18 protein-coding genes and 1 tRNA gene are annotated in these 26759 nt (G+C 69.9%); 7 read left to right on the plus strand and 12 right to left on the minus strand.

All coding sequences use genetic code 11. The features are described from left to right. Positions 1–493 precede the first annotated feature (493 nt). Positions 494–2227, plus strand: a complete 1734-nt coding sequence (locus ABZ803_RS31725; RefSeq protein WP_357044995.1) for a glycerol-3-phosphate dehydrogenase/oxidase — start codon at positions 494–496, stop codon at positions 2225–2227. Positions 2228–2270: 43 nt separating this feature from the next. Here ABZ803_RS31725 and ABZ803_RS31730 read toward each other — a convergent pair whose 3' ends face one another. The 4 genes from ABZ803_RS31730 to ABZ803_RS31745 form a co-directional block, all read right to left on the minus strand. Continuing rightward, entirely contained in the window at positions 2271–2846 is a 576-nt protein-coding gene (locus ABZ803_RS31730) for a TetR family transcriptional regulator (RefSeq protein ID WP_357045167.1), read from the minus strand. Positions 2847–2905: 59 nt separating this feature from the next. Continuing rightward, a complete protein-coding gene (hpnE, locus tag ABZ803_RS31735) occupies positions 2906–4267 on the minus strand; it encodes a hydroxysqualene dehydroxylase HpnE (RefSeq protein WP_357044997.1) in 1362 nt (453 codons plus the stop codon). Between the two features lie 75 nt (positions 4268–4342). Beyond that, entirely contained in the window at positions 4343–5137 is a 795-nt protein-coding gene (locus tag ABZ803_RS31740) for a DNA-formamidopyrimidine glycosylase family protein (RefSeq protein WP_357044999.1), read from the minus strand. A 120-nt stretch (positions 5138–5257) separates the two neighbouring features. Beyond that, positions 5258–10180: an ATP-dependent helicase gene (locus ABZ803_RS31745; RefSeq protein ID WP_357045001.1), complete on the minus strand. Its 4923-nt coding sequence runs from the start codon at positions 10178–10180 to the stop codon at positions 5258–5260. 107 nt (positions 10181–10287) lie between these two features. Between ABZ803_RS31745 and ABZ803_RS31750 the strand changes: the two genes are divergently transcribed. Continuing rightward, on the plus strand, positions 10288–10833 hold the full coding sequence (locus ABZ803_RS31750; protein WP_040865068.1) for a histidine phosphatase family protein: 546 nt from the start codon (positions 10288–10290) through the stop codon (positions 10831–10833). A 108-nt stretch (positions 10834–10941) separates the two neighbouring features. On the opposite strand, the gene ABZ803_RS31755 is transcribed toward ABZ803_RS31750, so the two are convergent. Then, positions 10942–12096 (minus strand): lipase family protein, encoded by a 1155-nt coding sequence (locus ABZ803_RS31755; protein ID WP_357045169.1) that lies wholly within the window; start codon positions 12094–12096, stop codon positions 10942–10944. 403 nt (positions 12097–12499) lie between these two features. Continuing rightward, on the minus strand, positions 12500–12979 hold the full coding sequence (locus ABZ803_RS31760; RefSeq protein ID WP_157114054.1) for a hypothetical protein: 480 nt from the start codon (positions 12977–12979) through the stop codon (positions 12500–12502). 288 nt (positions 12980–13267) lie between these two features. On the opposite strand from ABZ803_RS31760, the gene ABZ803_RS31765 reads away from it, so the two are divergent. Continuing rightward, a complete protein-coding gene (locus ABZ803_RS31765; RefSeq protein ID WP_357045003.1) occupies positions 13268–16741 on the plus strand; it encodes an indolepyruvate ferredoxin oxidoreductase family protein in 3474 nt (1157 codons plus the stop codon). Positions 16742–16906: 165 nt separating this feature from the next. Here ABZ803_RS31765 and ABZ803_RS31770 read toward each other — a convergent pair whose 3' ends face one another. From ABZ803_RS31770 to ABZ803_RS31785, 4 genes are all read right to left on the minus strand, one after another. Further along, on the minus strand, positions 16907–17941 hold the full coding sequence (locus ABZ803_RS31770) for a subtype B tannase (RefSeq protein WP_357045005.1): 1035 nt from the start codon (positions 17939–17941) through the stop codon (positions 16907–16909). Beyond that, positions 17928–18449, minus strand: a complete 522-nt coding sequence (locus tag ABZ803_RS31775) for a hypothetical protein (protein ID WP_357045007.1) — start codon at positions 18447–18449, stop codon at positions 17928–17930. The genes ABZ803_RS31770 and ABZ803_RS31775 overlap by 14 nt, the downstream gene beginning before the upstream one ends. A gap of 162 nt (positions 18450–18611) precedes the next feature. Then, positions 18612–18685: transfer RNA gene (locus ABZ803_RS31780), tRNA-Met, on the minus strand. 74 nt (positions 18686–18759) lie between these two features. After that, a complete protein-coding gene (locus tag ABZ803_RS31785) occupies positions 18760–20289 on the minus strand; it encodes an aldehyde dehydrogenase family protein (RefSeq protein ID WP_357045009.1) in 1530 nt (509 codons plus the stop codon). A 112-nt stretch (positions 20290–20401) separates the two neighbouring features. Between ABZ803_RS31785 and ABZ803_RS31790 the strand changes: the two genes are divergently transcribed. Beyond that, entirely contained in the window at positions 20402–20854 is a 453-nt protein-coding gene (locus ABZ803_RS31790; protein WP_039796222.1) for an Lrp/AsnC family transcriptional regulator, read from the plus strand. 64 nt (positions 20855–20918) lie between these two features. Continuing rightward, entirely contained in the window at positions 20919–22253 is a 1335-nt protein-coding gene (lat, locus tag ABZ803_RS31795) for an L-lysine 6-transaminase (RefSeq protein ID WP_357045011.1), read from the plus strand. A gap of 290 nt (positions 22254–22543) precedes the next feature. Here lat and ABZ803_RS31800 read toward each other — a convergent pair whose 3' ends face one another. Continuing rightward, positions 22544–22888 carry a hypothetical protein gene (locus tag ABZ803_RS31800; RefSeq protein ID WP_357045013.1) on the minus strand — a complete coding sequence of 115 codons (345 nt, stop codon included), beginning with the start codon at positions 22886–22888 and terminating at the stop codon, positions 22544–22546. Then, a complete protein-coding gene (locus ABZ803_RS31805; protein WP_357045015.1) occupies positions 22888–23061 on the minus strand; it encodes a hypothetical protein in 174 nt (57 codons plus the stop codon). Before ABZ803_RS31805 ends, ABZ803_RS31800 begins: the two co-directional genes overlap by 1 nt. A gap of 30 nt (positions 23062–23091) precedes the next feature. Between ABZ803_RS31805 and ABZ803_RS31810 the strand changes: the two genes are divergently transcribed. Next, the gene (locus tag ABZ803_RS31810) at positions 23092–24483 is read left to right on the plus strand and encodes a protein kinase (protein ID WP_357045017.1); all 1392 of its coding nucleotides are present in this window, start codon (positions 23092–23094) and stop codon (positions 24481–24483) included. Between the two features lie 174 nt (positions 24484–24657). Further along, entirely contained in the window at positions 24658–26685 is a 2028-nt protein-coding gene (locus ABZ803_RS31815) for a protein kinase (protein WP_357045019.1), read from the plus strand. Positions 26686–26759: the final 74 nt, after the last annotated feature.

Below are 26759 nucleotides of genomic sequence, written 5' to 3' on the forward strand. Positions count from 1 at the left end.
CTTGCTCCTTCGTCGCCTACGCGACGGCCGCGCAAACGCGAGCCGGGCCGCGAACGGCGCATGCTCGGTCTCGCTTCGCTCGAAACCGGGAGTTGGGGTGCGCTGGGCGCGTGGGGGCGCGAGGTTTGGGCATTGTGCGCGCGGTTCGTTGTGGCCTGTGGTCGTCTCGGGCGTTACCGCTGCTTGTTTCTTCGGCGCCTACACGGCCGCCAGTGGAACGCGAGCCGGGCCGCGAACGACGCATGCTCAGCGCATGGCAATGGTGCATGCGACTTGCGGTGGCCGACTCGAGAAGGCGGTGAGCGCCGTGCGGTGTGGCCTGCCTCACCGGGCGGTGGGGGACAACTTGCCGCTCGACTAGGGTGGGTCTTGTTACCGGCGAGTAGGCCGGGGCGACACGAACCGGGGCGCGGGCGCTCGATCCGTGGCGGTTCGCCTAGCCTGGACCTGAACGCTCGATCGGACACATCCGCGTCGGCTGGAGGAGTCGAGCATGGCCAAGAAACCGGATTCGCAGGCCCTCGGGCCGGAGCAGCGCAGGGTGGCCTGGGAGCGCTTCGGCAAGGATCATTTCGATGTGGTCGTCGTCGGCGGTGGCGTGGTGGGGGCCGGCATCGCGTTGGACGCGGCGACGAGGGGGTTGCAGGTCGCCCTGGTCGAGGCCCGCGATCTCGGGTCGGGCACCTCCAGCCGGTCGTCGAAGATGTTCCACGGCGGGCTGCGATATCTGGAACAGCTGGAGTTCGGATTGGTGCGCGAGGCGCTGCGGGAACGCGAGCTCACGCTGTCCACCCTGGCACCACACCTGGTGAAGCCGCTGCGGTTCCTGTACCCGCTGACCCACCGGGTCTGGGAGCGACCGTATGTGGCCGCCGGCCTGGTCCTCTACGACACCATGGGTGGCGCCAAATCGGTACCGGGTCAACAGCATCTGACCCGCGCGGGCGCTCTGCGGCTGGCGCCGGGGCTGCGGCGCGACTCGCTGATCGGCGGTGTCGCCTACTACGACACAGTCGTCGACGACGCGCGCCACACCATGATGGTGGCGCGCACGGCCGCGCACTACGGCGCGGTGATCCGCACGTCCACCCAGGTGGTCGGGTTCCTGCGCGAGGCGGACCGGGTGGTCGGGGTGAAGGTGCGCGACACCGAGGACGGGCGTACCGGCGAGGTCCGTGGGCATGTGGTGATCAACGCGACCGGCGTGTGGACCGACGAAGTCCAAGCCCTGTCGCACCAGCGGGGCCGGTTCCACGTGCGGGCTTCGAAAGGCGTGCACATCGTGGTGCCCAGGGACCGGATCGTCAGCGACACCGCGATCATCCTGCGCACCGCGACTTCGGTGCTGTTCGTCATCCCCTGGGGCGCGCACTGGATCATCGGCACCACCGACACGGACTGGAATCTCGACCTGGCCCATCCGGCCGCGACCAAGGCCGATATCGACTACCTGCTGGAGCGGGTGAACGAGGTGCTGGTCACGCCGCTCACCCCCGACGACATCGACGGCGTGTACGCCGGGCTGCGCCCGCTGCTGGCGGGGGAGAGCGACGAGACGTCCAAGCTGTCGCGCGAGCACGCGGTCGCCCGGGTCGCACCCGGTCTGGTCGGCATCGCGGGTGGCAAGTACACCACCTATCGCGTGATGGCCTACGACGCGGTGGACGAAGTGGCTGAGGACATTCCGGCCCGGGTCTCGCCGTCGGTCACCGCGAAGGTGCCGCTGCTCGGCGCCGACGGGTATTTCGCGCTGGTCAACCAGACCGTGCAGCTGGCCGAGACCTTCGGCGTGCATCCGTACCGGATCAAGCACCTGCTGGACCGCTACGGGTCGCTCATCGAGGAGGTCATGGCCTTCGCCGCCGACAAACCCGAACTCCTGCAGCCGATTACGGACGCGCCATCCTATCTACAGGTGGAGGCGGTCTACGCGGCGGCGGCCGAGGGCGCCCTGCACCTGGACGACGTCCTGGCCCGGCGGACCAGGATCTCGATCGAGTATCCGCATCGCGGGGCCAATTGTGCCGAGCAGGTGGCCCAGCTGATCGCACCCATCCTGGGCTGGGACGACGAGGAGATCGACCGAGAGGTCCAGACCTATCAGGCGCGGGTCGACGCGGAGGTCCATTCGCAGACCCAACCGGACGACGCCTCCGCCGATGCCCTGCGGATCGCGGCCCCGGAGCCGCGCCCCGAGATTCTGGAGCCGGTGCCGTCCGAAGGGTGAGCCCGCCGGTATGCCCGGTGGACGGTCGCCCCGCGGAGTGCGGTCAGTTCTCGCCGACGGGCGCTTCCATCCGCATCGCCCAGTCGACCAGGGAGCGCAGATAGCGCAGCACCAGTTCGTCCGGGTACCCGATCGGGTCGATGAGGTGCAGGCGGGCCAGTTCCTCCATGGCGGCCAACAGGATTCGCTCCGTCGGGCCGTTCGGATCCACGGTGACCCCGAGATAGCGGGACAGGTGGCGCGCGCCGATCGCCCTGGCGTAGGCGCGGCCGAGCGCGAGCCGCTCACGCAGTTCGGGCGGACCGCCGTCGAACGGGCTGAGGATGATGCGCCAGCTGGTCGGCGCGGCGTGCAGGTAGGCGAGGATCCCGCGGCCGACACGGTCCACGTCGCCGTGGTCCCAGTCCACGCTGCGCACACCGGCGAACGCGATGGCCGACTCACGATCCAGCAGTGCCGCCGTCAGCCCGGACAGATCGGTGAACTGCTGGTATACCAGCGCACGGGCCACCCGCGCCGCGCGCGCCACCCGATCGATGCTCACCGCGCCGAAGCCCTCGGTGGCGACGATGTCGCGCGCCACGTCCAGCAGGTGGGTACGGCGGTCGGCGGCGGACATCCGGCGCTTCGGCCGCGCGGGCTCGGTACTCGCGCGCTCGGCCGTGGAGCGATCGGTGGTCACGCGGTCGACCGTAGCTCGAGCAGGAGATCGACCGCCCGCGCCGCACTCTGCACCGCGCTCTCCATCGTCGCCGACCAGTCGGTGGCGGTCCAGTCGCCCGCGAGCACCAAGCTCGGCACCGAGGTCCGTTGCTCCGGACGCAACGCGTGGGTGCCGACCACCTGCGAGAAGGTGGCTTTCGGCATGCGTACGACCTGCGCCTGCACGACGTTCGCGGCGCGCGCCGCCGGGTAGTAGCGGCGCAGCAGCGCCATCTGCTCGTCGACGATCTCGTCGCTGGTCTTGTGGATCTGTTCGTAGGCGCCACTGGTGGTCAGGCAATACAGCCAGGCTTTCGCGGTACTGCGTCCGGTCATCCGCTGCCGATCGAAGACCTCGTCGATGACGCCGGTGCCGCCGATCAGGGCCTCGAACTCGGCCGTGGTGCCCAGCGGGCGATCGAGGTAGAGGTTGGTGCTGACGATCGGCGTGTACCCCAGTTTGTCCGCGGCCGCATAGATCTCGGCGTGCTCGGGGAGTTCGTCGAGCAGGCCCCCGATGTTCGAGTTGGGCACCGCGCAGACCACCGCGTCGGCCGGGATCGTGGTGCCGTCGGCCAGTGCGACGGCGGTGACTTCCCCGTCCGAGATGTGAATGCGGCGGGCCACGGCGCGGTAGCGCACTTGCACACCGTGCTTCTCGAAGACGCGCAGCGCCCCGGTGACATACAGCGTGTCCAGATCGGTGGTGGGGTAACCGATGCCGACGGCTCGGCGGTGCCGCAGGCCCAGCCGGATGCCGGTGGCCATCACATCGGCGAACACCTTCGCCGACTCCTGCTGCACCGGCTCGGCCGCGATGCCGAGCGCCAGCCAATCCCACAGCGCCTCACGCGCTTTCGCGGGCATGCCGACCCGGTCGAACCATTGCTCGGTGGTGAGGTCGGGCAGGTCGGCGGGCTGGTTGAGGCACTGCCAGCCGAGGCGGAGGGTGGCGACCGCGGCCCGCGCGCGTTCCAGCGGATTCGCGTCGGGATGCGCGCCGAACAGCGTGCGCACAGCGGCGATTCCCGTGGTGCGCATCGTGACGCTGCGACCGTCGGGCCAGCGCAGCGTGGCGCCGTGCGGAAAGGCGATGTACTGCCGGGTGCCGACGCTCGTGAGATAGCGGAACAGGTGGTCGTATCCACTGGCGATCACGTGCTGGCCGTTGTCCGGCGGGTCGTCCACCGCCTCGGCCCGCATGGCGTGGGTGCGTCCGCCGAGCTGTCCTCTGCGCTCCAGGAGGGTCACCTGCTTGCCCGCCTCCGCCAGCCAGACCGCTGACGCGAGCCCGGCCAGGCCGCCGCCGATCACCACGTATCGCCGTGGGTCGCTCATGGTGCTCTCCCGTCTTAACTTACAAGTTGTAAGTTATGTGGGCGGGCGGTGACTCGTCAAGGGCGGAGGTGGTTTTCACGCTGCCCCGGGCTCACTCGGGACGGGTTGGCACTGCGGGCAGAAGAAGATGCCCCGTTCGCGTTGCACCACGCGGTCGTACTCGGGTGCGGTGTCACCGAGCAGGTCGGCGACCAGCGGGGTGCCGCAGCGCTGGCACGGGCGGTGCGTGCGGCCGTAGGCCAGCGGCCGTCGCGGCGGCTTTCGGACCGCTTCGGTCAGGATGCGGTGTGCCTCGTTGACCACGGCCAGCAGGTCCGGGACATCCCCGACCCTGGTCGCGGGATGGACGCGGCGCAGGAAGCAGACCTCGCTGCGGAAGACGTTGCCGATACCGGCCAGATTGCGCTGGTCGAGCAGGGCGACGCCGATGGGTTGATCGGGATATCGCTCCAGTCGCCGGACGGCTTCGGCCGCATCCCACTCGGGACCGAGCAGGTCGGGCCCGAGGTGATCGACGATGCGGTGCTCGTCGCGCACCCGGACCACCTCGACCTTGCCCAGCGAGAAGCCGACGGCCTCGATATCCGTGGTGCTCAACACGACCCGCGCGGCAACCCTGGGTCTGGTCCAGCGCTGTCCGCAGTGGAACACGCGCCAGCTGCCCTCCATCTTCAGGTGCGTGTGAATGCTCACGATAGGCGTGCGGATGAACAGGTGTTTTCCGTAACTGCCGACGCTCTCGACCACTTGTCCGCGCAGATCGACCGTGGCGTATCGCGGCACCCGGAAATCACTGCGGGTCAATTCCTTTCCCGCCAACGCGGCGCGGAGCCGTTTCGCGGCCAGGAAGACGGTGTCACCCTCGGGCATAGGGCAGCTCCCGCCCGGGACCGCGCCCACCGATGGAGGGACGGAACCCTTTTCGCTCGCCTCCGCGAACTCGCATGGGCGGGCCTTCCCGCAACCTCGAGTCGGTGCCGGAGAGCGCGTTCACGGGCGGCCGCGCAGACGTAGACCGCGCGGGGTGGCGGAGAAACCCGCTTCGGTGAGGAATTCGGCGAACGTGTTGCCGTGCACGGTGTCTCCGTTGACGCGGTCGATGACCAGCGCGTCCACCCGGCGGAGCCGGACCAGGTCGGCGAGCGCTCCGGCGGCGCCACGGCGCGCGTCGGGATCCTCGGTGAAGGTGAGCAGGGTCTTGCCGCCCCGCTCCAGATACAGGACCAGTTCGCCGTCGACGAGCACGACCAGCGCCCCGGCCTTGCGTCCGGGCCGATGCCCGCCCTCGACGTCGCTCTTCGGCCAGGCCAGCGCGGCGCCGTACGGATTCGCGGGATCGCACGCGGCCAGCGCCAGCACCGTGCCGGTCGGTTGCCTGGATTCGGGGCGGGCGCGTTCGGCGTCGAAGGAACGCAGCCGGTCGACCACGTCGGTGGTGGAGAACTGGGCGCCGCCGAGCGAGTCGACGAAATAGCCGCGGCGGCAGCGGCCGCGATCCTCGAATTCGGTGAGCACGCGGTACATCAGCGCGAACCCGCCCGGTACGCCCTCGTTCTGCACCGAGCCCCTGGTCAGCACGCCGTATCGCTCCAGAAGCAGATCCGCCGTAGCGTGCGCGCGCACGGTGTTGTCCGACACCCGCTCCGGCAGCAGTGACCATCGTCCGGCGACCGAGGGCGGACCGGAACGGGTCGGCATGCTCGGCCGGGGCAGGTAGGCCCGGCCCCGTGGCGCGCGCCGGGGCGTGCGGTGGGCCGTCGTGGTCCGCGTCGTGCCGGACAGCAGCGCCCGCACCGGAGCGAAAGTGTCGCCGGAAACCACGCCCGCCCAGACCAATTCCCACAGTGCGGAGGCCGCCGCGGCGTCATCGAGCAGACCGGTGGCGTCCGAGAGCTGCCGGAAGAAGTACGCGCCGCCGCCCTGCGGCACCGGGATCAGTCGTTCCGCGGGGGCCCCGGAGGTCGGATGCCCCGAACCGGACGCGTATGCCGAGTCGACCGGCGCGGGCCGACCGTTGTCGGTCCCGTATCCGATCGGTGCGGTGCCGCCGCCGGTGTGGCCGTCCGTGTCGCCGGATCGGCCGTGCGCGCCGCGACCGTCGCCCGCGCTGCCGGACGGCACATCCGGCTCGTCCAACGACACCGGCGCTCGATCCGGGACGCCCTGCGCCGGGCCGGGCGGCGTCCACGGTACGAACGTCGCGCCCAGGGCGTTGAGCAGGCGCGCTTGGGCCTCCGTCGGATCGAGTTCGTCCGGCGGTGCGAGGGTGAACGGCGCCTGCTCGGCCAGGTGCAGGGCGATCCAGCCGTCCTTGGCGGTGATGGCGCCGTGCCCGGACCAGATCACCTCGCCGGTCGCCATGAGTTCGTCGAGCATGGCGGGGGTGTAGCCGGGCACCCGCGCGGGCAGGATGAGCAATTCCCAGGCGGAGGCCGGAATCGGCACGCCCGCTAGCTGTTCCACCACGGCAGCCACGCCGTCGACGCCGCGCAGCTCGCCGCTGCCGATGTGCTGCCAGGACGGGAGGAACCGCCCGAACGCGGCGGTCGAGACCGGCTCGACCTCGTGCCGCGCCGCGGCCAGCGACCGGCGGCGCAGCCGGCGCAACACTTGCGCGTCACACCATTCGGCCCCGGCTGCTCCGGGGGTGAATTCACCTTCCACCACCCGTTTTTCGGCGGCCAGGCGTTGCAGCGCGCCGGCGGCGACCGCGGTGCCCAGCCCGAAGCGGGCCGCCACCGCCTCCGTGCCGAACGGGCCGTGCGTGCGGGCGTAGCGGCCCACCAGATCGCCGAGCGGATCGGCCACCGGCTCGATGAACGCCGCGGGCGTGCCGATCGGCAGCGGAACCCCGAGCGCGTCCCGCAGCCGGGCCGCGTCCTCCACCGCGACCCACCAGCCGCGACCCGCGAAGGAAACAGCCAGGGCCCGGCGCGCGGCTACCAGGCTCTCGAACCAGGCGGTGGGGTCCTCGTCGGAGCGTTCGGCGGCCTCGGCGGCGGTCAGCGGTCCGAGCAGGCGCAGCAGATCCGCCAGGCCCTCGGCGTCCCGTGCGTGCCGCTCCGGGGTGAGCCGTTGCAGTTCCCGCTCGGTCTGCTCGATGACCGCGGCGTCGAGCAGTTCGCGCAGCTCCACCCGGCCGAGCAGTTCGGCGAGCAGCCCGGAATCGAGCGAGAGCGCGGCGGCGCGCCGCTCGGCCAGCGGGCTGTCACCGTCGTACATGAACTGCCCGATGTAGTCGAACAGCAGGGCGTTGGCGAACGGGGACGGCGTCGCCGTCTCCACCTCGACCAGCCGTATCTGGCGCCGCCCCACCCGGCCGAGCAGGTCGCGCAGCGACGGCAGGTCGTAGACGTCGCGCAGGCATTCGCGCACCGTCTCCAACAGGATCGGGAACTCGGGGAACTTGCGCGCCACGTCGAGCAGTTGGGCCGAGCGCTGCCGCTGCTGCCACAGCGGGGCTCGCTTGCCCGGATCACGGCGCGGCAGCAGCAACGCTCGCGCGGCGCATTCGCGGAACCGGGAGGCGAACAGCGCCGATCCGCCTACCTGCTCGGTGACGATGTCGTCGATCTCGTCGGACTCGAAGACGAACAGTTCGGCGCCGGGCGGATCGTCGGTGGTATCGGGCAGCCGCACGACGATGCCGTCGTCGGAAGCGTTCGGCGCGGCGTCCACGCCGAACCGTTCGCGCAGCCGCGCTCCGATGGCCAGCGCCCACGGCGCGTGCACCGGGAGGCCGTAGGGCGAGTGCAGCACCAGCCGCCAGTCGCCGAGTTCGTCGCGGAACCGCTCCACCACCAGGGTGCGGTCGGTGGGCAGGTGCCCGGTCGCGGTGCGCTGCTCGTCGAGCAGGGTGAGCAGATTCGTGGTCGCGTTGTCGTCCAGACCGGCGGTGCCCATGAGCCGTGCGACGCTCTCCGGCATCGGATCGGCGAACTCGCCCCGCGTGCGTCCAACCGCGGGCTCGTCCCCGTCGTGTCCCCGTTGTTCCTGCGCACGAGGCGTTTTCGTCGCACCGCCGTCGCGTCGCGAGCTTTTCCTCGTGCTCGCCTGCCCGGCCGGTTCGGCGCCGCGCTCGCGCGCCACCGTGCGGACGAACTCGCCGAGCGCCGCGCCGAGTTCGGCGGGCCGCCCGAGTCCGTCACCGTGCCAGAACGGCAACCGCCCCGGCTGCCCGAACGCGGGCGTCACCAGCACCCGATCGAAGGTGATCTCCTCGATCCGCCAGCTCGTCGCCCCGAGCGCGAACACGTCGCCGACCCGTGACTCGTAGACCATCTCCTCGTCGAGTTCGCCGACCCGGGACGCCTTCTCACCCACCATGTACACCGCGAACATGCCGCGGTCGGGGATCGCTCCGCCGGAGGTCACGGCCAGCCGCTGCGCGCCGGGCCGCCCGGTGAGCGTGCCCGCGTCACGGTCCCAGACCAGCCGGGGACGCAACTCGGCGAACTCGTCGGACGGATACCGCCCGGAGAGCAGGTCCAGCACCGACTCGTAGGCCGAGCGCGGCAGCGCCGCGTAACTCCCGGTGCTGCGCACGACGTCGAACCACCCGTCGACGTCGATCGAATCCAGCGCGCAGGCGGCCACGGTCTGCTGCGCCAGGATGTCCAGCGGGTGCGCCGGGATCTGGATCGCCTCGATCTGCCCGGATGTCATCCGCTGCGACGCCACCGCGCAATGGATGACGTCGGTGCGGTGCTTCGGGAAGATCACCCCGCGCGAGATCTCGCCGACCTGATGCCCGGCCCGCCCGATCCGCTGCAATCCGCTGGCCACCGAGGGCGGCGCCTCCACCTGGACCACCAGGTCGACCGCGCCCATGTCGATGCCGAGTTCCAGGCTGCTGGTCGCGACCACGCAGCGCAGCCGCCCGCTCTTGAGATCGTCTTCGATCAGCGCCCGCTGCTCCTTGCTGACCGACCCGTGGTGCGCTCGCGCCAGCAGGGGCCCGGCGCCGTGGATCACCTCGGTGGACGGGCCGAGCTGGGCGGGCGGCTTGTGCTCGGTCTCCACCGGTTCGCCGAGCCGTGCCGCGTAGGCCTCGTTCAAACGGGCGGTGAGCCGCTCGGCGAGCCTGCGCGAGTTCGCGAAGACGATCGAGGACCGGTGCTCCAGCACCAGTTCGACGATCGCCTCGTCCACGTGCGGCCAGATCGAGCCCGGCTGGTCGGAGTCGCCCGGTTCGGTCATGTCCGCCACCGGCACCCGCACCGACAGGTCGAACGTCTTCGGCGCCGGGGGCGCGACCAGGGTGATCGGCGCGTTGCCGACCAGGAACCGCCCCACTTCCTCCGGTGGCCGCACCGTCGCCGACAGCCCGATGCGCTGGGCGGGCCGCTCGGTCAGCAGGTCGAGCCTGGCCAGGGACAGTGCCAGGTGCGAACCGCGCTTGGAACCGGCGATCGCGTGCACCTCGTCCACGATCACCGTGCCGACGTCGCGCAGCGTGTCGCGGGCCGCCGAGGTCAGCATGAGGAACAGCGACTCCGGCGTGGTGATCAGGATGTCCGGCGGGGTGCGCAGCATGGACCGCCGATCGGAGGCGCTGGTGTCGCCGGAACGGACGCCGACGGTGATCTCCGGCGGCTCCAGTCCCAGGCGCTTGGCGGTCTGTGTGACGCCGACCAGCGGCGCCCGCAGATTGCGTTCCACGTCCACCGCGAGCGCCTTGAGCGGGGACACGTACAGCACCGAGGTGCCGGCCCGCTCGGGCCGCTGTTCCCGGGCGGCCAACTGGTCTATCGCCCAGAGGAACGCCGAGAGCGTCTTCCCCGACCCGGTCGGCGCGACGACCAACGTGTGCTCACCCGCCGCGATCGCCTTCCACGCCCCGAGTTGCGCGGCGGTCGGCGCGGGGAACGCGCCGTCGAACCACTCCTGGGTCGCGCGGGAGAACTGGGCCATGGCTTCAGTGTGCACCCGGACACCGACAAGCACGCCCGTACCGTTTCGCGAGCGAAGCGCGAGCAATCGAACAACGGCCGCCGACGCCGGGCCGTACGCTTCCACAGGTGCAGAAAGTGCTCAGACTCGACCTGGTGAGCCACGGAATGACCGAGGCGATGCGCAAGGCACGCTTCCCGGTGGACGAATCGCTCACCGAGGCGGGCAGGCGTGCGATGGCCGAGTGCGGACCGCTCACGGCCGCGCGGGTGTTCACCGGCCCGGAGCGCCGGACGGTGGAGACCGCCGCGCTGCTGGGTTTGCCCGGCGAGGAGGACAACCGGCTGCGCGACCTGGACGCAGGCGCCTGGCGCGGCGGCGAACTGATGTCGGTACCCCAGGACGAGCTGTACGCCTGGCTCACCGACCCGGCGTTCCGCGGGCACGGCGGCGAATCCGTGCTGGACGTGATCGAACGGACCAGGTTGTGGATGGCCGAGGTGGCCGCGCAGTCGGTGTCCACGATCGCGGTCACCCACCCCGCCGTGGTACGGGCCGCGCTGCTGGTGACGCTGGACGCCCCGCCGAAATCGTTCTGGCGCATCGATATCCCGCCCGGCAGCGTCACCCGCCTGCACTACCGCGGGGAATGGACGCTGCACTTCACCGCCTGATGCCCGAACGCGATGGCATGCGGGACCATCCGGGCTGTGGGCGCTCCATTGGCAGACCGACGAGAAACGGCCCGGGAGAACATCTCCCGGGCCGTTTCTCATCTGGGTTCAGCAGTTGGTCGGTGCGGGTTCGCCGCGGAACCTGGCCTCCACGTAGTTCCACGCGTCGGCGAATCCGGCGGCGGCCGCGGTCATGTGCTCGGAGATGTCGACGGTGTGGAACGTCACCGGCGCACCCGCCTTGCAGTACCGGTCGGCGACCTCGGCGACGGGTTGGTAGAAGGTCATCTCGTCGAAGCGGCCCTGCCAGAGGTAGGTAGGCGCGGTCGGCACCCCATCGAAGTACCGCAGGCTGTTCTCCCGCAGGACGGCGTGCGCCTCGGGGCTGTCCATCAGGCTCTTGGACGCCGCCATCTGCTCCGCGCTGCGGAAAGCGCCGTGGAAGAGCAGGAACCGGCGGCAGGCGTCATGCGTGAATTCCCGGAACCACAGACCGTTCTCGTTGAGCTGATCGGAGATCGGCAGCCGGTCCGGGTACTCCCGCTCCAGTCCCATGGCGGCGGCGAAGGCGAGGCCGAATCCGGGGTGCGGCGCGAAGCCGAGCGACATCGCCATCTCCTCCAGGTCGGCGGGGATACCACCGGCCACGGCGGCGGTGAGCTTCAGCTCCGGTGCGTAGGTGGGTTGCATCGCGGCGGCCCACGAGGTGGCCATGCCGCCGCCGGAGTAACCCGCGATGGCCACGGGGGAGTCGGACAGACCGAGAGCGGCGACCTTGCGGACGGCCTTCACACTGTCGAGGGTCATCATGCCCGCCAGGCGCGCGGCACCGTAGGCGGAGGTGGGGCCCAGGTAGTCCGGCAGCGAGATCGCCCATCCGCGTCCGATGGGCAGCATCGCGCCGACCGCGTCCTGCAACTCGCCGTTGAACAGCGAGCGCGACGGATTGCACTGGGTGCCGAGCGAATTGATCAGCGCCTGATAGGAGACCAGCGGCGGATTCTTGACCCCGGCGGGCAGCAGCACCGTTGTGATGCCCATGACGGGCTTGCCTTGTGAAGTGGTGGAACGGAATGCCACCTGCCAGCCCTCGGTCCCGACGTAGAGACCGGTGTCGATCCTGCGGCTGCGCACGACGTCACCGGGGGCGAGTGCCTCCAGGTCGGGCGGCGCGGTGTAGAAGGGATCGGGATCGGGGGTGGGATAGAGAGGCTGAGCCGTTGCCGGCAGGCCGAGCAGGCCGAGCGAGACGAGGCTCACCAGCAGGACCGCAATCCTGGACGGAACTCTGAACACGGGTTTCCTTCGAAAGTCAGCCGTCACCGACCCACCGCCCCGCGGGCACGCCGCGGCGTCGGTGCTTCGGACGGACCGGCACTATGCGAAAAACCGCAGCGAACGTTCGCCGCGGGACAGAGCAGAAGGAACCGCCGCCGGAACGACCCTGAGTCGATCATGACGGACTGCCGCACCTCCTTCGACTCCGGGACCGCCGGTAGCCGCGAAGGCGGCACCATCCGTGCGAAAGATAGCGCCCCACCGATCGGGGCGTCGCATCGGAAGGCGTGAATCGGACATGTCACAAAGCCCGTGGGCCGCCATTCCACAAGATCACTAAAGGAGGCGGCCTGCCCCGGCCGCACATCGAACCGGCCTCTCGCGCGGCTCATGCGAAGCTGAGTACCGTTCGTTCGCCCAGCGGGCGTTGCAGGTCGACAACGACCACGCCGTATTCGCGCTTCTGCTCCGGGTTCGCGCCCTGGCACGGCGGCATGCCGCGATGCAGGCCGCGCAGCAGCCGCACGTTCACCCGATCGGCCGATTCTTCCACGCGCGCGGTGAATCCGATGCTCGGACAGCCGACCGGGCCCGGGATGTGGATCGCGAGCTTGTTCGTCCCGTCTTCGATGTCGTACTCCGAGAAGGGCATCGCCGACGTGGGCTCCAGGTCCGCGGCATGCGGGACGACGATCATCGTGCCGCCCGCGATTCTCCGGGGACCCGGATCGGCGCGCGTTCCCGCCGCCTCTTCCGCGGTTCGCTCCGGCGTGGAGGGGGCGGCCGGGTCCACGTGCTGCCCGCACGCGGTCAGCATCCCGAACATCGAGGCGGCGACGATCGCCGCGCCCCTCCTCAGTATCGCCATCTTTCCACCTTCACACAGGTGGGCGCTGGGGCGGCGGAGGAAACGCGGGGCGGCACCGGCTCGGCCCGCCGAAGGCGATCGAATGCCCGGACGCGTGGATGTGTTCACCGTCACATGAAGCTGGCACTGTGCTGAGGATGTGCCCATCTGAAGGTCCAAGAATTGAGCAGAATGCTCAGTCTCTGCGGTAGAGGTTGTGCGTTCAGATCTTCAGGGACACGATATCGGCAACAAGTGCTCAACGATGCGAGGCCGCCGGACCGGCGCCGAGCGGACGGGTGGATCTGTATGACCGAGCTCGCCGACCGCGATCTGATCGCAGCTCCCTACGACCTTGCCGACCGTTACCGCGTCGGCTCGGGGACCGTTGTCCTCACCGGTGTCCAGGCCATCGCGCGGCAGCTGGTCGAGCAGCACGTGCGTGATCTGCGCGCCGGGCGGCGGGTGGGGACGTTCGTCTCCGGGTACCAGGGCAGCCCGCTCGGCGGCGTCGACAAGATGCTGGCCGGCATGCCGGACGTCCTCGCCGAGCACGACATCTCGTTCGTCCCGGGATTGAACGAGGAACTGGCCGCCACCTCCGTGTGGGGCAGCCAGGCCGATCTGCCCGCGGGCGCCGCGACCCATGACGGCGTTGTCGGTGTCTGGTATGGCAAAGGTCCCGGTCTGGACCGCGCGACCGACGCTCTGCGGCACGCCAACATGTACGGCGCGAATCCGCGCGGCGGCGTCTTGCTGCTGGTCGGCGACGACCCGGCGGCCAAGTCGTCCACCGTGCCCGCGGTGAGCGAGCGCTCGCTGGCGGCGATGAACATCCCCGTGCTGTTCCCGCGCAACGCCCGCGAGATCATCACCATGGGCCTGCACGGGGTGGCGCTGTCGCGCGCCTCGGGCTGCCTGGTGGCGCTGAAGATCGTCGCCGATGTCGCCGACGGCGCCTGGACCGTCGACGGTTCGGTGGGCGACATCGACCTCGTGGTGCCCGAAATCGATTGGGAGGGCAAGCCCTTCCAGTACCGGCAGCGTCCGATGGCCGCTCCGGCCGACAGTCTGCTCGCCGAGGCGGATCTCTACGGTCCCCGCTGGGAGCTGGTGCGCGCCTACAGCACCCGCAACGGACTGGACGTGATCGAGGTCCACCCGTCTCACGCCACGATCGGCATCGCCGCCACCGGGACCACCTTCGACGCGGTCCGTCAAGCGTTGCTCGACCTCGGCGCGGACGACGACGCACTGCACGCCGCGGGAATCCGGCTGCTGCGCATCGGGATGCCGTATCCGATCGCGCCCGATCGCGTCCGGGAGTTCGCCACCGGGCTCACCCGGCTGATAGTCGTCGAGGACAAGACGTCCTTCGTCGAGACCCAGATCCGCGACATCCTGTACGGCATCGCTGGCGCGCCCGAGATCGTCGGCAAGCGCGACCACGCGGGCCGCCCGCTGTTCGGCGCAGACGGCGAACTCACCTCCGGGCGCATCGCCGCACCGCTGCGCCGCCTACTCGACGGCAACCTCACCTTGAAACGACCACTGCCGCAGTCGCTGTCGTTATCGGTGCTGCCCGCCAAGCGCGCCGCCTACTTCTGTAGCGGTTGCCCGCACAACCGGTCGACGGCCGTCCCGGAAGGCTCGCTGGCGGGCGGCGGCATCGGGTGTCACACCTTGGTGACCATGTCCGGCCGGACCGACAGCAAAGTCACCGGGCTGACCCAGATGGGTGGCGAGGGCGCGCAATGGATCGGCCAAGCCCCGTTCACCGATGTGCCGCATCTGTTCCAGAACATCGGCGACGGCACCTATTTCCACTCCGGCCAGCTCGCCGTGCAGGCGTGCGTCGCCGCGGGTGTGAACATCACCTTCAAGCTGCTGCACAACGACGTGGTCGCGATGACCGGCGCGCAGCATGCCGAGGGCGCGCTCACGGTGCCGATGCTCACCCACAAGCTCGCCGTCGAAGGCGTCCGAAGGATCATCGTCTGCGCCGACGAGCCCGGGCGTTACCGCAAGCGCGACCTGGCTCCCGGCACCCAGTTGTGGCACCGGGACCGCCTCGACGAGGCACAGCGCGCCCTGCGCGAGGTCCCCGGCGTCACGGTGCTGATCTACGACCAGCACTGCGCTGCCGACGCGCGGAGGCAGCGTAAGCGCGGCGCCCTGCCGGTGCGCCGCACCCGGGTGGTGATCAACGAAGCGGTGTGCGAAGGCTGCGGTGACTGCGGCGTCCAGAGCAACTGCCTGTCGGTGCAGCCGGTGGACACCGAGTTCGGGCGCAAGACGCGAATCGACCAGACCTCGTGCAACACCGACTACAGCTGCTTGAACGGCGATTGCCCTTCGTTCGTCACGGTCGAGTTGCCCGATCCGGCGAAACGGAAGGAGCGCGGCACGAGCAGGCGGCCGCAGCCGCCGCGGCTGCCGGATCTGCCGCACGAACCGCCGACGACCACGCAGAACGTCTTTCTCGCCGGTATCGGCGGCACCGGCATCGTCACCGTGAACCAGGTGCTGGCGACCGCCGCGATGCGGGCCGGGTACGAGGTGGCGAGCCTGGACCAGATCGGGATGAGCCAGAAGGCCGGACCCGTGGTGTCGCACCTGCGCTTCGCCGCGGACGCGCTGGAGCCCGCCAACCGGCTCGCCCCCGCTTCGGCCGATTGCATCGTGGCCTTCGACCTGCTGGCCGCCACCGATACCAAGAATCTGGCCTACGGGTGCGCCACGACGACCGTGTCGGTCGCCTCCACCAGCAAGACGCCGACCGGCGACATGGTCTACGACAAGTCGGTCGCCTATCCCGACGAGGCGGCGCTGTTGCTGCGGCTGGAGCAGGTCTCGCGGTCGGTGCGGTCCTTCGACGCGCTGGCCGCCGCGGAGGTCCTCTTCGGCGACACCTCCGCCGCGAACTTCCTGCTGATCGGCGCCGCCTACCAGCTCGGCGGCCTGCGGCTGCCGCGTACCGCGATCGAGGAGGCCATCGAGATCAACGGAGTGGCCGTGGCGGCGAATCTCGCGGCGTTCCGCTGGGGGCGGGTGGCGATCGCACGGCCGGCGCAGTTCGCCGCCGCGACGACTCGCCGCGCGGCCGAACCGGCCCCGGTGCCGGTTCCGGCGGACCTGTTCGAGGGATTCACCGCGACGGGAGAGACCCGGCGCCTGGTCGAGCTGCGGGCTGCGGAACTGATCGGTTTCCAGAGCGTGGCGGTGGCACGCGCCTACGTCCGCACGGTGCAACGTATCTGGGCCGCCGAGCGCCGGGTGACCGACCGTACCGAGTTCAGCGAGCAGGTGGCGCGTGGACTGTACAAGTTCACCGCGTACAAAGACGAGTACGAGGTGGCACGGCGGCTCACCGACCCGGCCTTCCTGGCGGAGGTCGCCACGCAGGTGCCCGAGGGGGCGAACCTCACCTACCGGCTGCACCCACCGGTGCTGCGCGCGCTGGGACGGAAGAAGAAGATCGGCATGCGGCCGGGCAGTCACTTCGCGCTCCGATTGCTGGCGAAGGGAAAGCGGCTGCGCGGCACGGCGTTCGACCCGTTCGGTTACGCGCGCGTGCGCCGCGTGGAACGCGAGCTGCGCACGCACTACACCGCGATGGTGACGGATTTGGGGGCGATGTTGGACCCGGCGGGCTACGACCGCGCCGTGCGGGCAGCGGCTCTCGCCGACGTCGTGCGCGGGTACGAGGACATCAAGCTCGCCAACGTCGCGCTCTACGCCGAACGCCTGCATGAGCTCGGTATCGAGGCGCCGCGCTGCTAGCGGTGCGCCGCCCGGCCGGCCACCGATTCCTGCCACAGTCGCCGGGGAATTCCGGTGGCTCGGTGCCGTAAGCCGCGGCAACGGACGTCCGCTGATCATCGGCCGCAGACTTCGCTGCCGCGGTCACCGGTGCCGGGGCACACGGCGCTGCCTCGGTGTGCCGCCTCACCCGGCGTAGCCGGTCACCTTGCCGATCCACGCGATGAAATCCTCCGGGTCTTCGTTGCTGCCGTGCCCGGCGTCCCAGTACATCGCGGCGTCGACCTCGTCGCCCAGGTTCTCCAGGCTCGCGGCGAGATTGCCGACGATCGCCAGCGACGTATCGGTGTCCTTGGTGCCGACGCGGATCCGCCAGTGCTTCGCCCGGCCGGAATTCCGCTGCCGGAGAAAGAACATAGGGTTCATCATGCTGATTTTCTCGGGCAGGTCGGTGTCGAGTTGCGCGCCGGGGTCACCGGTCGCCCGCCGCAGGCCGAACGGGGTGAAGTGCCTGGCCTTGACGGTTCCCGCGCCGAACTCGTTGTTCTCGGGCGAGGACAGGTCGAAGGCGTCGAACGCGGGCACGCCCTTCTGCCGTGCGCCGACGTGCGAGAGGAAGCCCGGCCAGGTGAATCCGGCGCGATCGCCCGACCACGTGATCCAGGGGTTTGTCGCCAGGTAGCTGGAGCGGTCGGCGTACGACAGCGCGGTCAGGTACGCGGTCGCCGCCGGTTCGAGGTAGGTGCGCACCAGGTAGTCGCCGTAATTGCCGGCCGTGAGGGGTCCGAATCCGTTCCTGCCGTGCAGTGCCAGCGACGCCTGGTAGTCAGGGAACGCCGTGCTCAGTTCTCGCGAGGCCGCGGCATCCAGTTCGCCGGAACGCAGGGGATTGGCGCCCCAATTCCACTCGTAGGCCATGTCCGCGTGTTCGAGATCGGTGACCGGGCAGTAAGGGGCGGCGGCGAAGACGACATCACTCGCCTCCGCCGCGCCGAGTTCGGCGAGATACCGGTCGTACATCCGGCTGTCCCCGGACACCGCGAGCAGCGCGGACAGCGCGCCTCCCGCGCTGACCCCCGTGGCCACGATCCGGTCGGTGTCTCCCGGCACGCGGCCGGAGTTGTGCCGTAGGTACCGGACCGCGGCCTTCAGATCCACGATCGCGCCGGGCGCCACGCCGAAGTACGTGCCATCCGGGGCCACCAGGTCACGGCCGCGCACACCGGGTTCCACGACGACATAGCCCGCCGCCAGCGCGAGGTCGCTTCCTGGTCCGATCGCCGTCGTCCGGTTCGCGGCTGGTCACCGCCGACGCGAGGTATCCCGCGACGGAGTTGGTGAAGAGGATGGGAGCCTTGCTCGCGTCGACGCTCGCGCCGTCGATCTCGACGGGCACGCTGACGCTCAAGCTCTGGTGGGTCTTGTCCACCGGCTTCGCCACGTACACAACGCTCTCGTAGAACTGGTAAATGACCTTCTTGTCGCGCTCGAAGGTGGCGACGGTCTTCGTCTCCACCGTGAACGCGCCGGGATCGAAGGCCAACTCGTCCACCGCTTTCGCGCTGCCGTCCAGCACATCGCAGCCGGTGGCGAACATCGGCACGGCGATCGCCGCCGCACACCCCTTGAGCATCGCTCTGCGCTGCACAGCTCTCCTTCGCGTTCGTGGCAGACCACGGGCGTCGCGGACCGCGACGGCGTTGGTGGAACTCTCGACGGAACGAATCACCTGGTGATCGGAAAGACGAGATCGAAGAATATCGGCGTAGAGGCCCACTCGCGCGAATACATGCCGCTGCGCGCGGCGCTGGGACCAGATTCGGCCATCGAACAGCTACCGCAAGAAAAAACCCGGCTCAGGCGGTGTGAACCGTCCGAGCCGGGCCTGTAGTAGCGGGGACAGGATTTGAACCTGCGACCTCTGGGTTATGAGCCCAGCGAGCTACCGAGCTGCTCCACCCCGCGTCGGGTAAGGACAACACTACACAGGGTGGTGCGAACAACCCAATCGCCTGGTGGGAGCGGGTGCGGCGAGTGGTTCAGCCGAACTCGATGCCCTGGGCGAGGGGCAGTTCGGTGGAGTAGTTGACGGTGTTGGTGGCTCGGCGCATGTAGGCCTTCCAGGCGTCCGAACCGGATTCGCGTCCGCCGCCGGTCTGCTTCTCACCACCGAAGGCGCCGCCGATCTCCGCGCCGGAGGTGCCGATGTTGACATTCGCGATGCCGCAGTCGGATCCGTCGGCGGCGAGGAAACGTTCGGCCTCGCGCTGGTCGGTGGTGAAGATCGCGGACGAAAGACCCTGCGGCACTTCGTTGTGCAGGGCGATCGCGCGATCGAAGTCGTCGTAGGTGAGTACGTAGAGGATGGGTGCGAAGGTCTCCTCCCGCACCACCGCGGTCTGGGCGGGCATGCGCACGATGGCGGGCCGCACGTAGTAGGCGTCCTCGCCGAATCCATCGACGCGTTCGCCGCCGCACACCAGCTCGCCGCCGTCGGTCACCGCCTTGTCCAGCGCCGCGCGCATTCCGGTGTGGGCCTTGCCGTCGATCAGCGGCCCGACCAGCACCCCGTCGTCGAAGGGGTTGCCGACGGGCAGTTGCCGATACGCCCGCTCCAGCCGGTCCAGCAGCGGGCCCGCCACGTCCCGGTGCACGATCAGCCGCCGCAGCGTGGTGCACCGCTGCCCGGCCGTGCCCGCCGCCGCGAACACGATGGCCCGCGCCGCGAGGTCGAGATCGGCGGACGCGGTGACGATCGCGCCGTTGTTGCCGCCCAGTTCCAGCAGGCAGCGCCCGAGCCGCTCGGCCACCCGCGGGGCCACCAACCGGCCCATCCGCACCGACCCGGTGGCGCTCACCAGCGCGACCCGGCTGTCGTCGACGAGCCGGGAGCCCGCCTCGCTCCCGCCCTGGATCAGTTGATGGATCTCGGGATCCGCGCCGACCTCGCCGGTCGCGCGCCGGAGCAGGGCGTGACAGGCCAGCGCCGTCAGCGGCGTCGTCTCCGACGGTTTCCAGACCACGGTATCGCCGCAGACCAGCGCGATGGCCGTGTTCCACGCCCAGACCGCCACCGGGAAGTTGAACGCCGAGATCACCCCGACCACGCCGAGCGGATGCCAGGTCTCCATCAACCGGTGACCGGGACGTTCCGAGGGCATGGTGTGGCCGTACAGCTGCCGGGACAGGCCGACGGCGAATTCGCAGATGTCGATCATCTCCTGCACTTCGCCCGCCGCCTCGGCGGGGATCTTGCCCGCCTCCAGCGTCACCAGCTCGGCCAGGTCGCTCTTGTGTGTGGTGAGCAGCTGCCCCAGCCTGCGCACGACACCGGCCCGGACGGGAGCGGGAACGCCGCGCCAGCCCCGGAAGGCGGTAGCGGCGCGGCCGATGGCGGCATCGACCTCGTCCGGCGAGCTGGACCGCAGGGAGGTCAGCTGTCCTCCGGTGATCGGAGTGCGCGCGGGGAGATCGCCGGGTTCCGCTGGCAGCGCACCGAATCGGCGCAGCACCGCCTCCGCGCGGACGGCGAGCCGGCGGGTGGTCTGAGCGTCGAGTACCTCGGTCATCTGTTGTACCGCCGTACCTTTCGGCCGCGTCGCGGCGTGTTCGTCCCATGGAGTGGGAGGATGGAGGTCAGGTTTCGGACACGAGGCGGGCCGCCTGAGTTAGCCTTCGCTGATGGCGGATACACCGGCAAGACCCGTACTCGATGACATCGATCGCCTGCTGATTCGTGAACTGATGGCCGACGGACGGGCGACTCTGTCCAACCTGGCCGAGAAGGCGAGTTTGTCGGTGTCCGCGGTGCAGTCCCGGGTCCGCCGATTAGAGGCGCGCGGTGTGATCCGCGGGTATACCGCACACGTCGATCCCGAAGCACTCGGTCAACTGCTGTCGGCATTCGTCGCGATCACTCCTCTCGATCCGTCGCAACCCGATGACGCGCCCGCGGTGTTGCAGCACATCCCCGGCATCGAGGCGTGCCACTCGGTGGCCGGGGAGGAAAGCTACATCCTGCTGGTGCGTGTGGCGTCTCCGCGGCACCTCGAGCAGTTGCTCCAAGAGATCAGAGCCACCGCCAACGTGCGCACCCGGAGCACCATCATCTTGCAGACATTCTATGACAGGTAGCGATTCTGTGTAATTAATACGGATAGTCATAGAGGTTCCGTAAATTTTTACGTACCCTCAGGGCGTGACCATCGAACTGGAACGCACCCGCCCGGCGGTCACCCCCGCCGCCCGGGTCCATGAGATCTTGTCGGCGAGCATCCTGGCCGACGGCTTCGACCTGGTGCTCGACCTCAACCGTTCCCGTGGCTGCCGCCTCGTCGACGAACGCGACGGCAGCCCCTACCTCGACATGTTCGGTTTCTTCGCCTCCAACGCGCTGGGCATGAACCACCCCGCCCTCGCAGAGGACCCGCGGTTCCTGGCCGAACTCACCGCCGCGGCGGTGAACAAACCGAGCAACTCCGACATCTACACCGTCGAGATGGCCCGCTTCGTCGAGACGTTCGTGCGGGTGCTCGGCGATCCGCGGCTACCGCACCTGTTCTTCATCGACGGCGGCGCCCTCGCCGTGGAGAACGCCCTCAAGATCGCGTTCGACTGGAAGAGCAGGCACAACGAATCCCAGGGCCGCGCACCGGAACTCGGCACCAAGGTGCTGCACCTGACCGGCGCGTTCCACGGCCGCAGCGGGTACACCATGTCGCTCACCAACACCGATCCGGTGAAGACCGCGCGCTTTCCGAAGTTCGACTGGCCGCGCATCAAGTCCCCTTACGTCACCGACGCCTTCGACATCGAGGAGGCCGAGGCGTGCGCGCTCGCGCAGGCGCGTCGGGCATTCGAGGAAAACCCGCACGACATAGCGTGTTTCATCGCCGAGCCGATCCAGGGCGAGGGCGGCGACCGGCATCTGCGCGCGCAGTTCCTGCAAGCCGTGCAGCAGCTGTGTCACGAGCACGACGCGCTGTTCGTGTTGGACGAGGTGCAGACCGGCGTCGGCATGACCGGAACGGCTTGGGCCTACCAGCAACTCGGCCTGGCGCCGGACGTGGTCGCTTTCGGCAAGCGGACCCAGGTGTGCGGCGTCATGGCGGGTGGCCGCGTGGACGAGGTGCCCGACAACGTGTTCGCGGTCAGCTCCCGGCTCAACTCGACCTGGGGCGGCAACCTCGCCGACATGGTGCGCAGCAGGCGCGTCCTGGAGGTGCTCGAGCGGGACGAACTGATCGAACGCTCCCGGCCGCTGGGGGCGCACCTGCTCGAACGGCTGGGCGCGCTCGCCGCCCGGCACCCCGATGTCAGCGAACCGCGCGGGCGCGGCCTGATGTGCGCGATCACGCTCTCGTCGTCCCGGCTGCGCGACGAGGTGCTCACCGCGTTGCGCGAGCGGGAGCGGGTGCTGATCCTCGGAACCGGCGAGCGGGGCATCCGGTTCCGTCCTCCGTTGACGGTCACCGGCGCCGAGTTGGACGAGGCCGTCGACGCCCTGGACCGGGTCCTGGCCGGTCTGGAATAGCCCGCGAACGGGAGGCTCCGGGTATTCCGGTGCACCTGCGCCGGAATCCCGGATCCACCTCTCGGGCTCGCATCCAAGTCGTCACCACACTCCGAGAAGGTGCGACCCTCGAACCGACAGCGGATGTACCGGTGGTGCGCGCCCCACTCGTCGTCTCCGTTCCGGTGCTGTCGGATCACCCGGAATCCTCTGGCGCGTAAGGTCCGCACGAGCTCAGCATCCGGCCGTTACCCGACGGGCACCCCGGCATGATGCGCTGACCTGGCCCGAGCACATCGGTCGTCGAGTGGTCAGGGGGTGACCGGACGCAGGCCCAAACCCCCCTCGACGAAACGGCGGACGGACGTCAGCCCGGCATCCAGGGCCGCTTCGTAGCCCCGGCGTGCCCACCCCGTCACCGCCGCGGTGCCCTCACTCGTCGGCGTCACGCCGATCTCCGCGACCAACTCGGCCGTGGTCGGTTCGCAGACCGCCCAGGAGAAATGCGTCTCCTCCGCCCAGCCCGCACTGCGCCGGGCCACATAGTCCGGTTCGGTGATGCCGCCCTCGGCCAGGGCAGGGCGGTCATCGATGCGGTCGTCGGCGCGCAAAGCGCGCAGATACCAGGCGCCCGCGTTGATCTCGATCGGCTCCATCAGCGTTCGCCCCTCGCGCCGCGCCCGTAGCCCGCCGCGGCGACCAGCGCGTCCGTCACCACTCCGCCGAATTCCGCGACGCCGACCGGCCTCGCTGCGACATGATCGGATGACCGCGCCGCCGTTTTCGCGCGTTTCGCGGTATTCAGGCTGATTTCGGGTAGCTCGGTCATGAGGAAGAGGCTAGCGGGAGGTGCTACGACATGGGCGAGCTGTGGTTCGGCCACTACCGCCTCGATCGGCTGCTAGGCAGCGGCGGCATGGGCGAGGTCTGGCTCGCGCACGACACCACCGCCGACCGTGCCGTCGCGTTGAAGGTACTGACCACCGCGTACGCGGCGGACCCCAAATTCCGGCAGCGATTCACCAGGGAGGCTCGGCTCGCCGCCCAAGTGCGCGGGCCGCACCTGGTGCCGATCCATTCATTCGGCGAACTCGACGGCCGCCTGTACATCGATATGGAGTTCATCGAAGGCTCCGACGTGGCCGCGCTACTGCGGCGGGCGGGGCGGCTGGAACCCGAACGCGCGATCGATATCGTCGTGCAGACGGCCGGCGCGCTCGACATCGCCCATCGTGCGGGCCTGGTGCACCGCGACGTGAAGCCGTCCAACATCATGGTGACGCCCGACGGCACCGCCTACCTGATCGACTTCGGCACCGCGCAGCGCAGCGACCAGCCCGCGATCACCGCCACCGGCAACGTGGTGGGCACGCTGGCCTACATGGCGCCGGAGCGGTTCGACGGGTCGGCGGTACCCCAGTCCGATCAATATTCGCTGGCCTGCGTGCTGTACGAGTGCCTCACCGGGCGAAGGCCGTTCGACGACGGCGACCCGCCGCGCATGTTGCGCGCCCACTTGATGCAAACCCCTCCGCTCGCCTCCGCGCTGAATCCGGCCTTGCCGCCCGCACTGGACGCGGTGATCGCACGCGGCATGGCGAAAGACCCCGCCCTGCGCTGGTCCAGCGCCGGTGAACTGGCCTCGGCCGCGTACGCGGCCCTGACGGGCCAGGACGCCACCACGGTCGAGCTCGCGTCGTCGGTGCCGACCTTCGTGCTCCCGCCGCCGCGTGGGGTCGTCCGGACCGGCGCCACGCCCGGAGCGCGAACGTCTTCCGGATCGCGTCTGGCGCTGATGGCTTTCGCGGCGCTCGTCGCGCTGGTCGCCGGGTCGCTGTGGCTCGGGGGCCCGGACGCGGCCGACGCGGGACCGGCCTCCGCTCCCGCCCCGTCTCCGAAGCAGGAAGCGTCCGCGCCGCCGTCGCATGTACCGGCCACGCGGGCGCCGGTGCCCATTTCGGCGCCCATCCTGGTCCTGCCCGGCGCGGGTCAGCCGTGCGACCCGGTGGTGGACGTGCACAGCGTCACCGTTGACGGCCTCGTGCTGACCTGCACTCCGTTGGCGGGGGGCGGGTCGAGCTGGCTTCCGGCAGCGCCTGCCGCGGGCGGTGTCGCCGCGGAAAATGTCGACGACTCGAACCAGCCCGGACAGCCCGCCTCGGACGACAAGCCCGGCCGGGGCAAGCCCGGTCACGCGAATCCGGGCAACGGCAACGGCAACGGCAAGCCCAAGGCCAAGCCGGGCAAGTAGGCGGGCCGTTGCCGGATTGTCGTCGAGCACACAGTGGTGCGTGACGCAGGGGGCGGTTACGCTCCGAAAGAGGCCACTTCTTCGGTATCGGCGCGGTGAGCTGCTGATTTCCGTTGTCCGCGCCGCAGGTGGAGGCCGGGTCGACCAGCTGTCAACGGTGACTGGAGGTTCGCGATGGGGGAGGTGCGATTCGGGGGTTACCGGCTGGAGCGACCGCTCGGCAAGGGCGGCATGGGGCAGGTCTGGCTGGCGTACGACATGGTGGCGGCACGACGGGTGGCGTTGAAACTCCTGCCCGCCGACCTCGCGGCCGCGCCCGGATACCGTAAGCGGTTCGAGCGGGAAGCCGAAGCCGTGGCGCGGTTGCACGACCCGCACGTGCCGCGGATCCACCGATTCGGCGAGATCGACGGCCGGCTCTACATCGACATGCAATTCGTCGAGGGCGCCGACCTGGCAGGCAAGCTGGTGGCCGAGGGCCCGATGCCACCGGCCGTCGCGATCGGCGTCATCGGCCACGTCGCCGCCGCGCTCGATGTGGCGCACCGGGCCGGGCTGGTGCACCGCGACGTCAAACCGTCGAACATCGTCGTGCATCCCAGTGGCTTCACCTATCTGATCGACTTCGGCATCGCGCACGGACTCGGACAGACGGCCGTGACCGCCACCGGCATGGCGATCGGCACCCTCGCGTACATGGCCCCGGAGCGGTTCAGCGGAAAGACGGACGGACGCGCTGATGTCTACTCGCTGGCCTGCGTGCTCTACGAATGCCTCACCGGTGCGCGGCTCTACGGCGATACCGATCCCGCGCAGCAGATGCACGCCCACCTGATGGCGCCGCCCCCACGCGCCGGTTCGATGTGCGCCGCCGTCCCCGCCGCGTTGGACGCCGTCATCGCTCGCGGTCTGGCCAAGGAACCGAGCGAAAGATTCCCGACCGCAGGAGAATTCGCCGCTGCCGCGCGAGCCGCGATCGGCGCGTCCGCTCCGGAGCCGGTAGCCGTGCCACCGTCCGGATCGGATCGCCCGGCGACGAAGCCGCCGACCCGTTCGGATTCCGTACCGGCCCCGGGATCTTCACACCGCTCCGGAGTCGCTGGTCCAGCTGCGCTTTCGCCGCGAACGGACTCGAAAGCGGCCGCAGCCGCATCGGAATCCGTGGACCCCGAGCGGCCACGGCGAACGCCTGTCCCGACCGAAGTCCTGCCGAACCCGGGCCCTGCACCGACCCTTGTGGCCACCAAGCTCGACTGGTCGACAGTCGCGCCCGATCCTGGACCGGTTCCGCATGTTCCGACTCAGGGCTCGTCGTTGCGCGGATACGCCGGTGCGCAGCGTCCGCCCGTATCCGCCGATAATCCCGTTGCAGGACAGCCGTATCCAGCCCCCGGGCGCGGATCGTATCCCGCCGGCCCTGCCCGGGGCGCACAGCCGGGTTGGCAGGAACGGTTGCTCGCTCGCGTGCTGCCCTCGAAGCCCGGCCCGGTCGCGTCGCCGTATCGTGCGCCTGCGCGAAAGGTCTTCCCAGCGGTGCAGCGCCCGGGCCCGCCGGTCGCGCAGCGTCGCCCGGGCGTCCCGGTCCCGCGTCGTCGGCCGCGTCGTCGCCGGAGTCTTCTTTCGAAGATGATCGGCGCGCTGATCGTGGTATTCCTCGCCCCGTTCGCGTTCGCGGCGGGCTGTGTCGCGTTGATCGCCGCGGGAACCAGGGCCGGTGATTCCGGCGCGCCCGCGCCCACCTTGCCGCCCTCGGCGGTGGCGGTGGAGAACCCCGGGCCACCCGGGGACGACCGCGGGTCCGATCCGGCCGCCGTGGCACCGGCGGGCAGTCCCGTGCGCGACGGCAAATTCGAGTTCGTCGTGACCAACGTCGACACGGGTGTGGCACGAGTCGGATTGCAGCGGGCCACGGGCTCGTTCCTGATCGTCACGCTGGCCGTGCGGAATATCTCCGACGAGACGAAGTGGTTCCTGCCGATGGGCCAACGCCTGCTGGACGCGCAGAACACGCCCTTCGACCACAACGCCACCGCCACCATGTGGCAGAACACCCAACAGCGCCTCGGCTACTCCTTCGAGCTGCGCCCCGGGCAGTCCGCCACCACCCAACTCGTATTCGACCTGCCCCGGACGGCGACCCCCGACCACTTGGAACTGCACGACTTCGTCCTCTCCGGCGGCGTGCGAGTCCACATCGCCTGAACGCCTCCGCGCAGCCGCATCGAGAAGACATCCACGACCCGCCCGCCCTCAGCGCGTCACCACCGCGCCGCGCC

Source organism: Nocardia sp. NPDC047648 (assembly GCF_040642815.1).
Taxonomy (GTDB): Bacteria; Actinomycetota; Actinomycetes; order Mycobacteriales; family Mycobacteriaceae; genus Nocardia; species Nocardia gamkensis.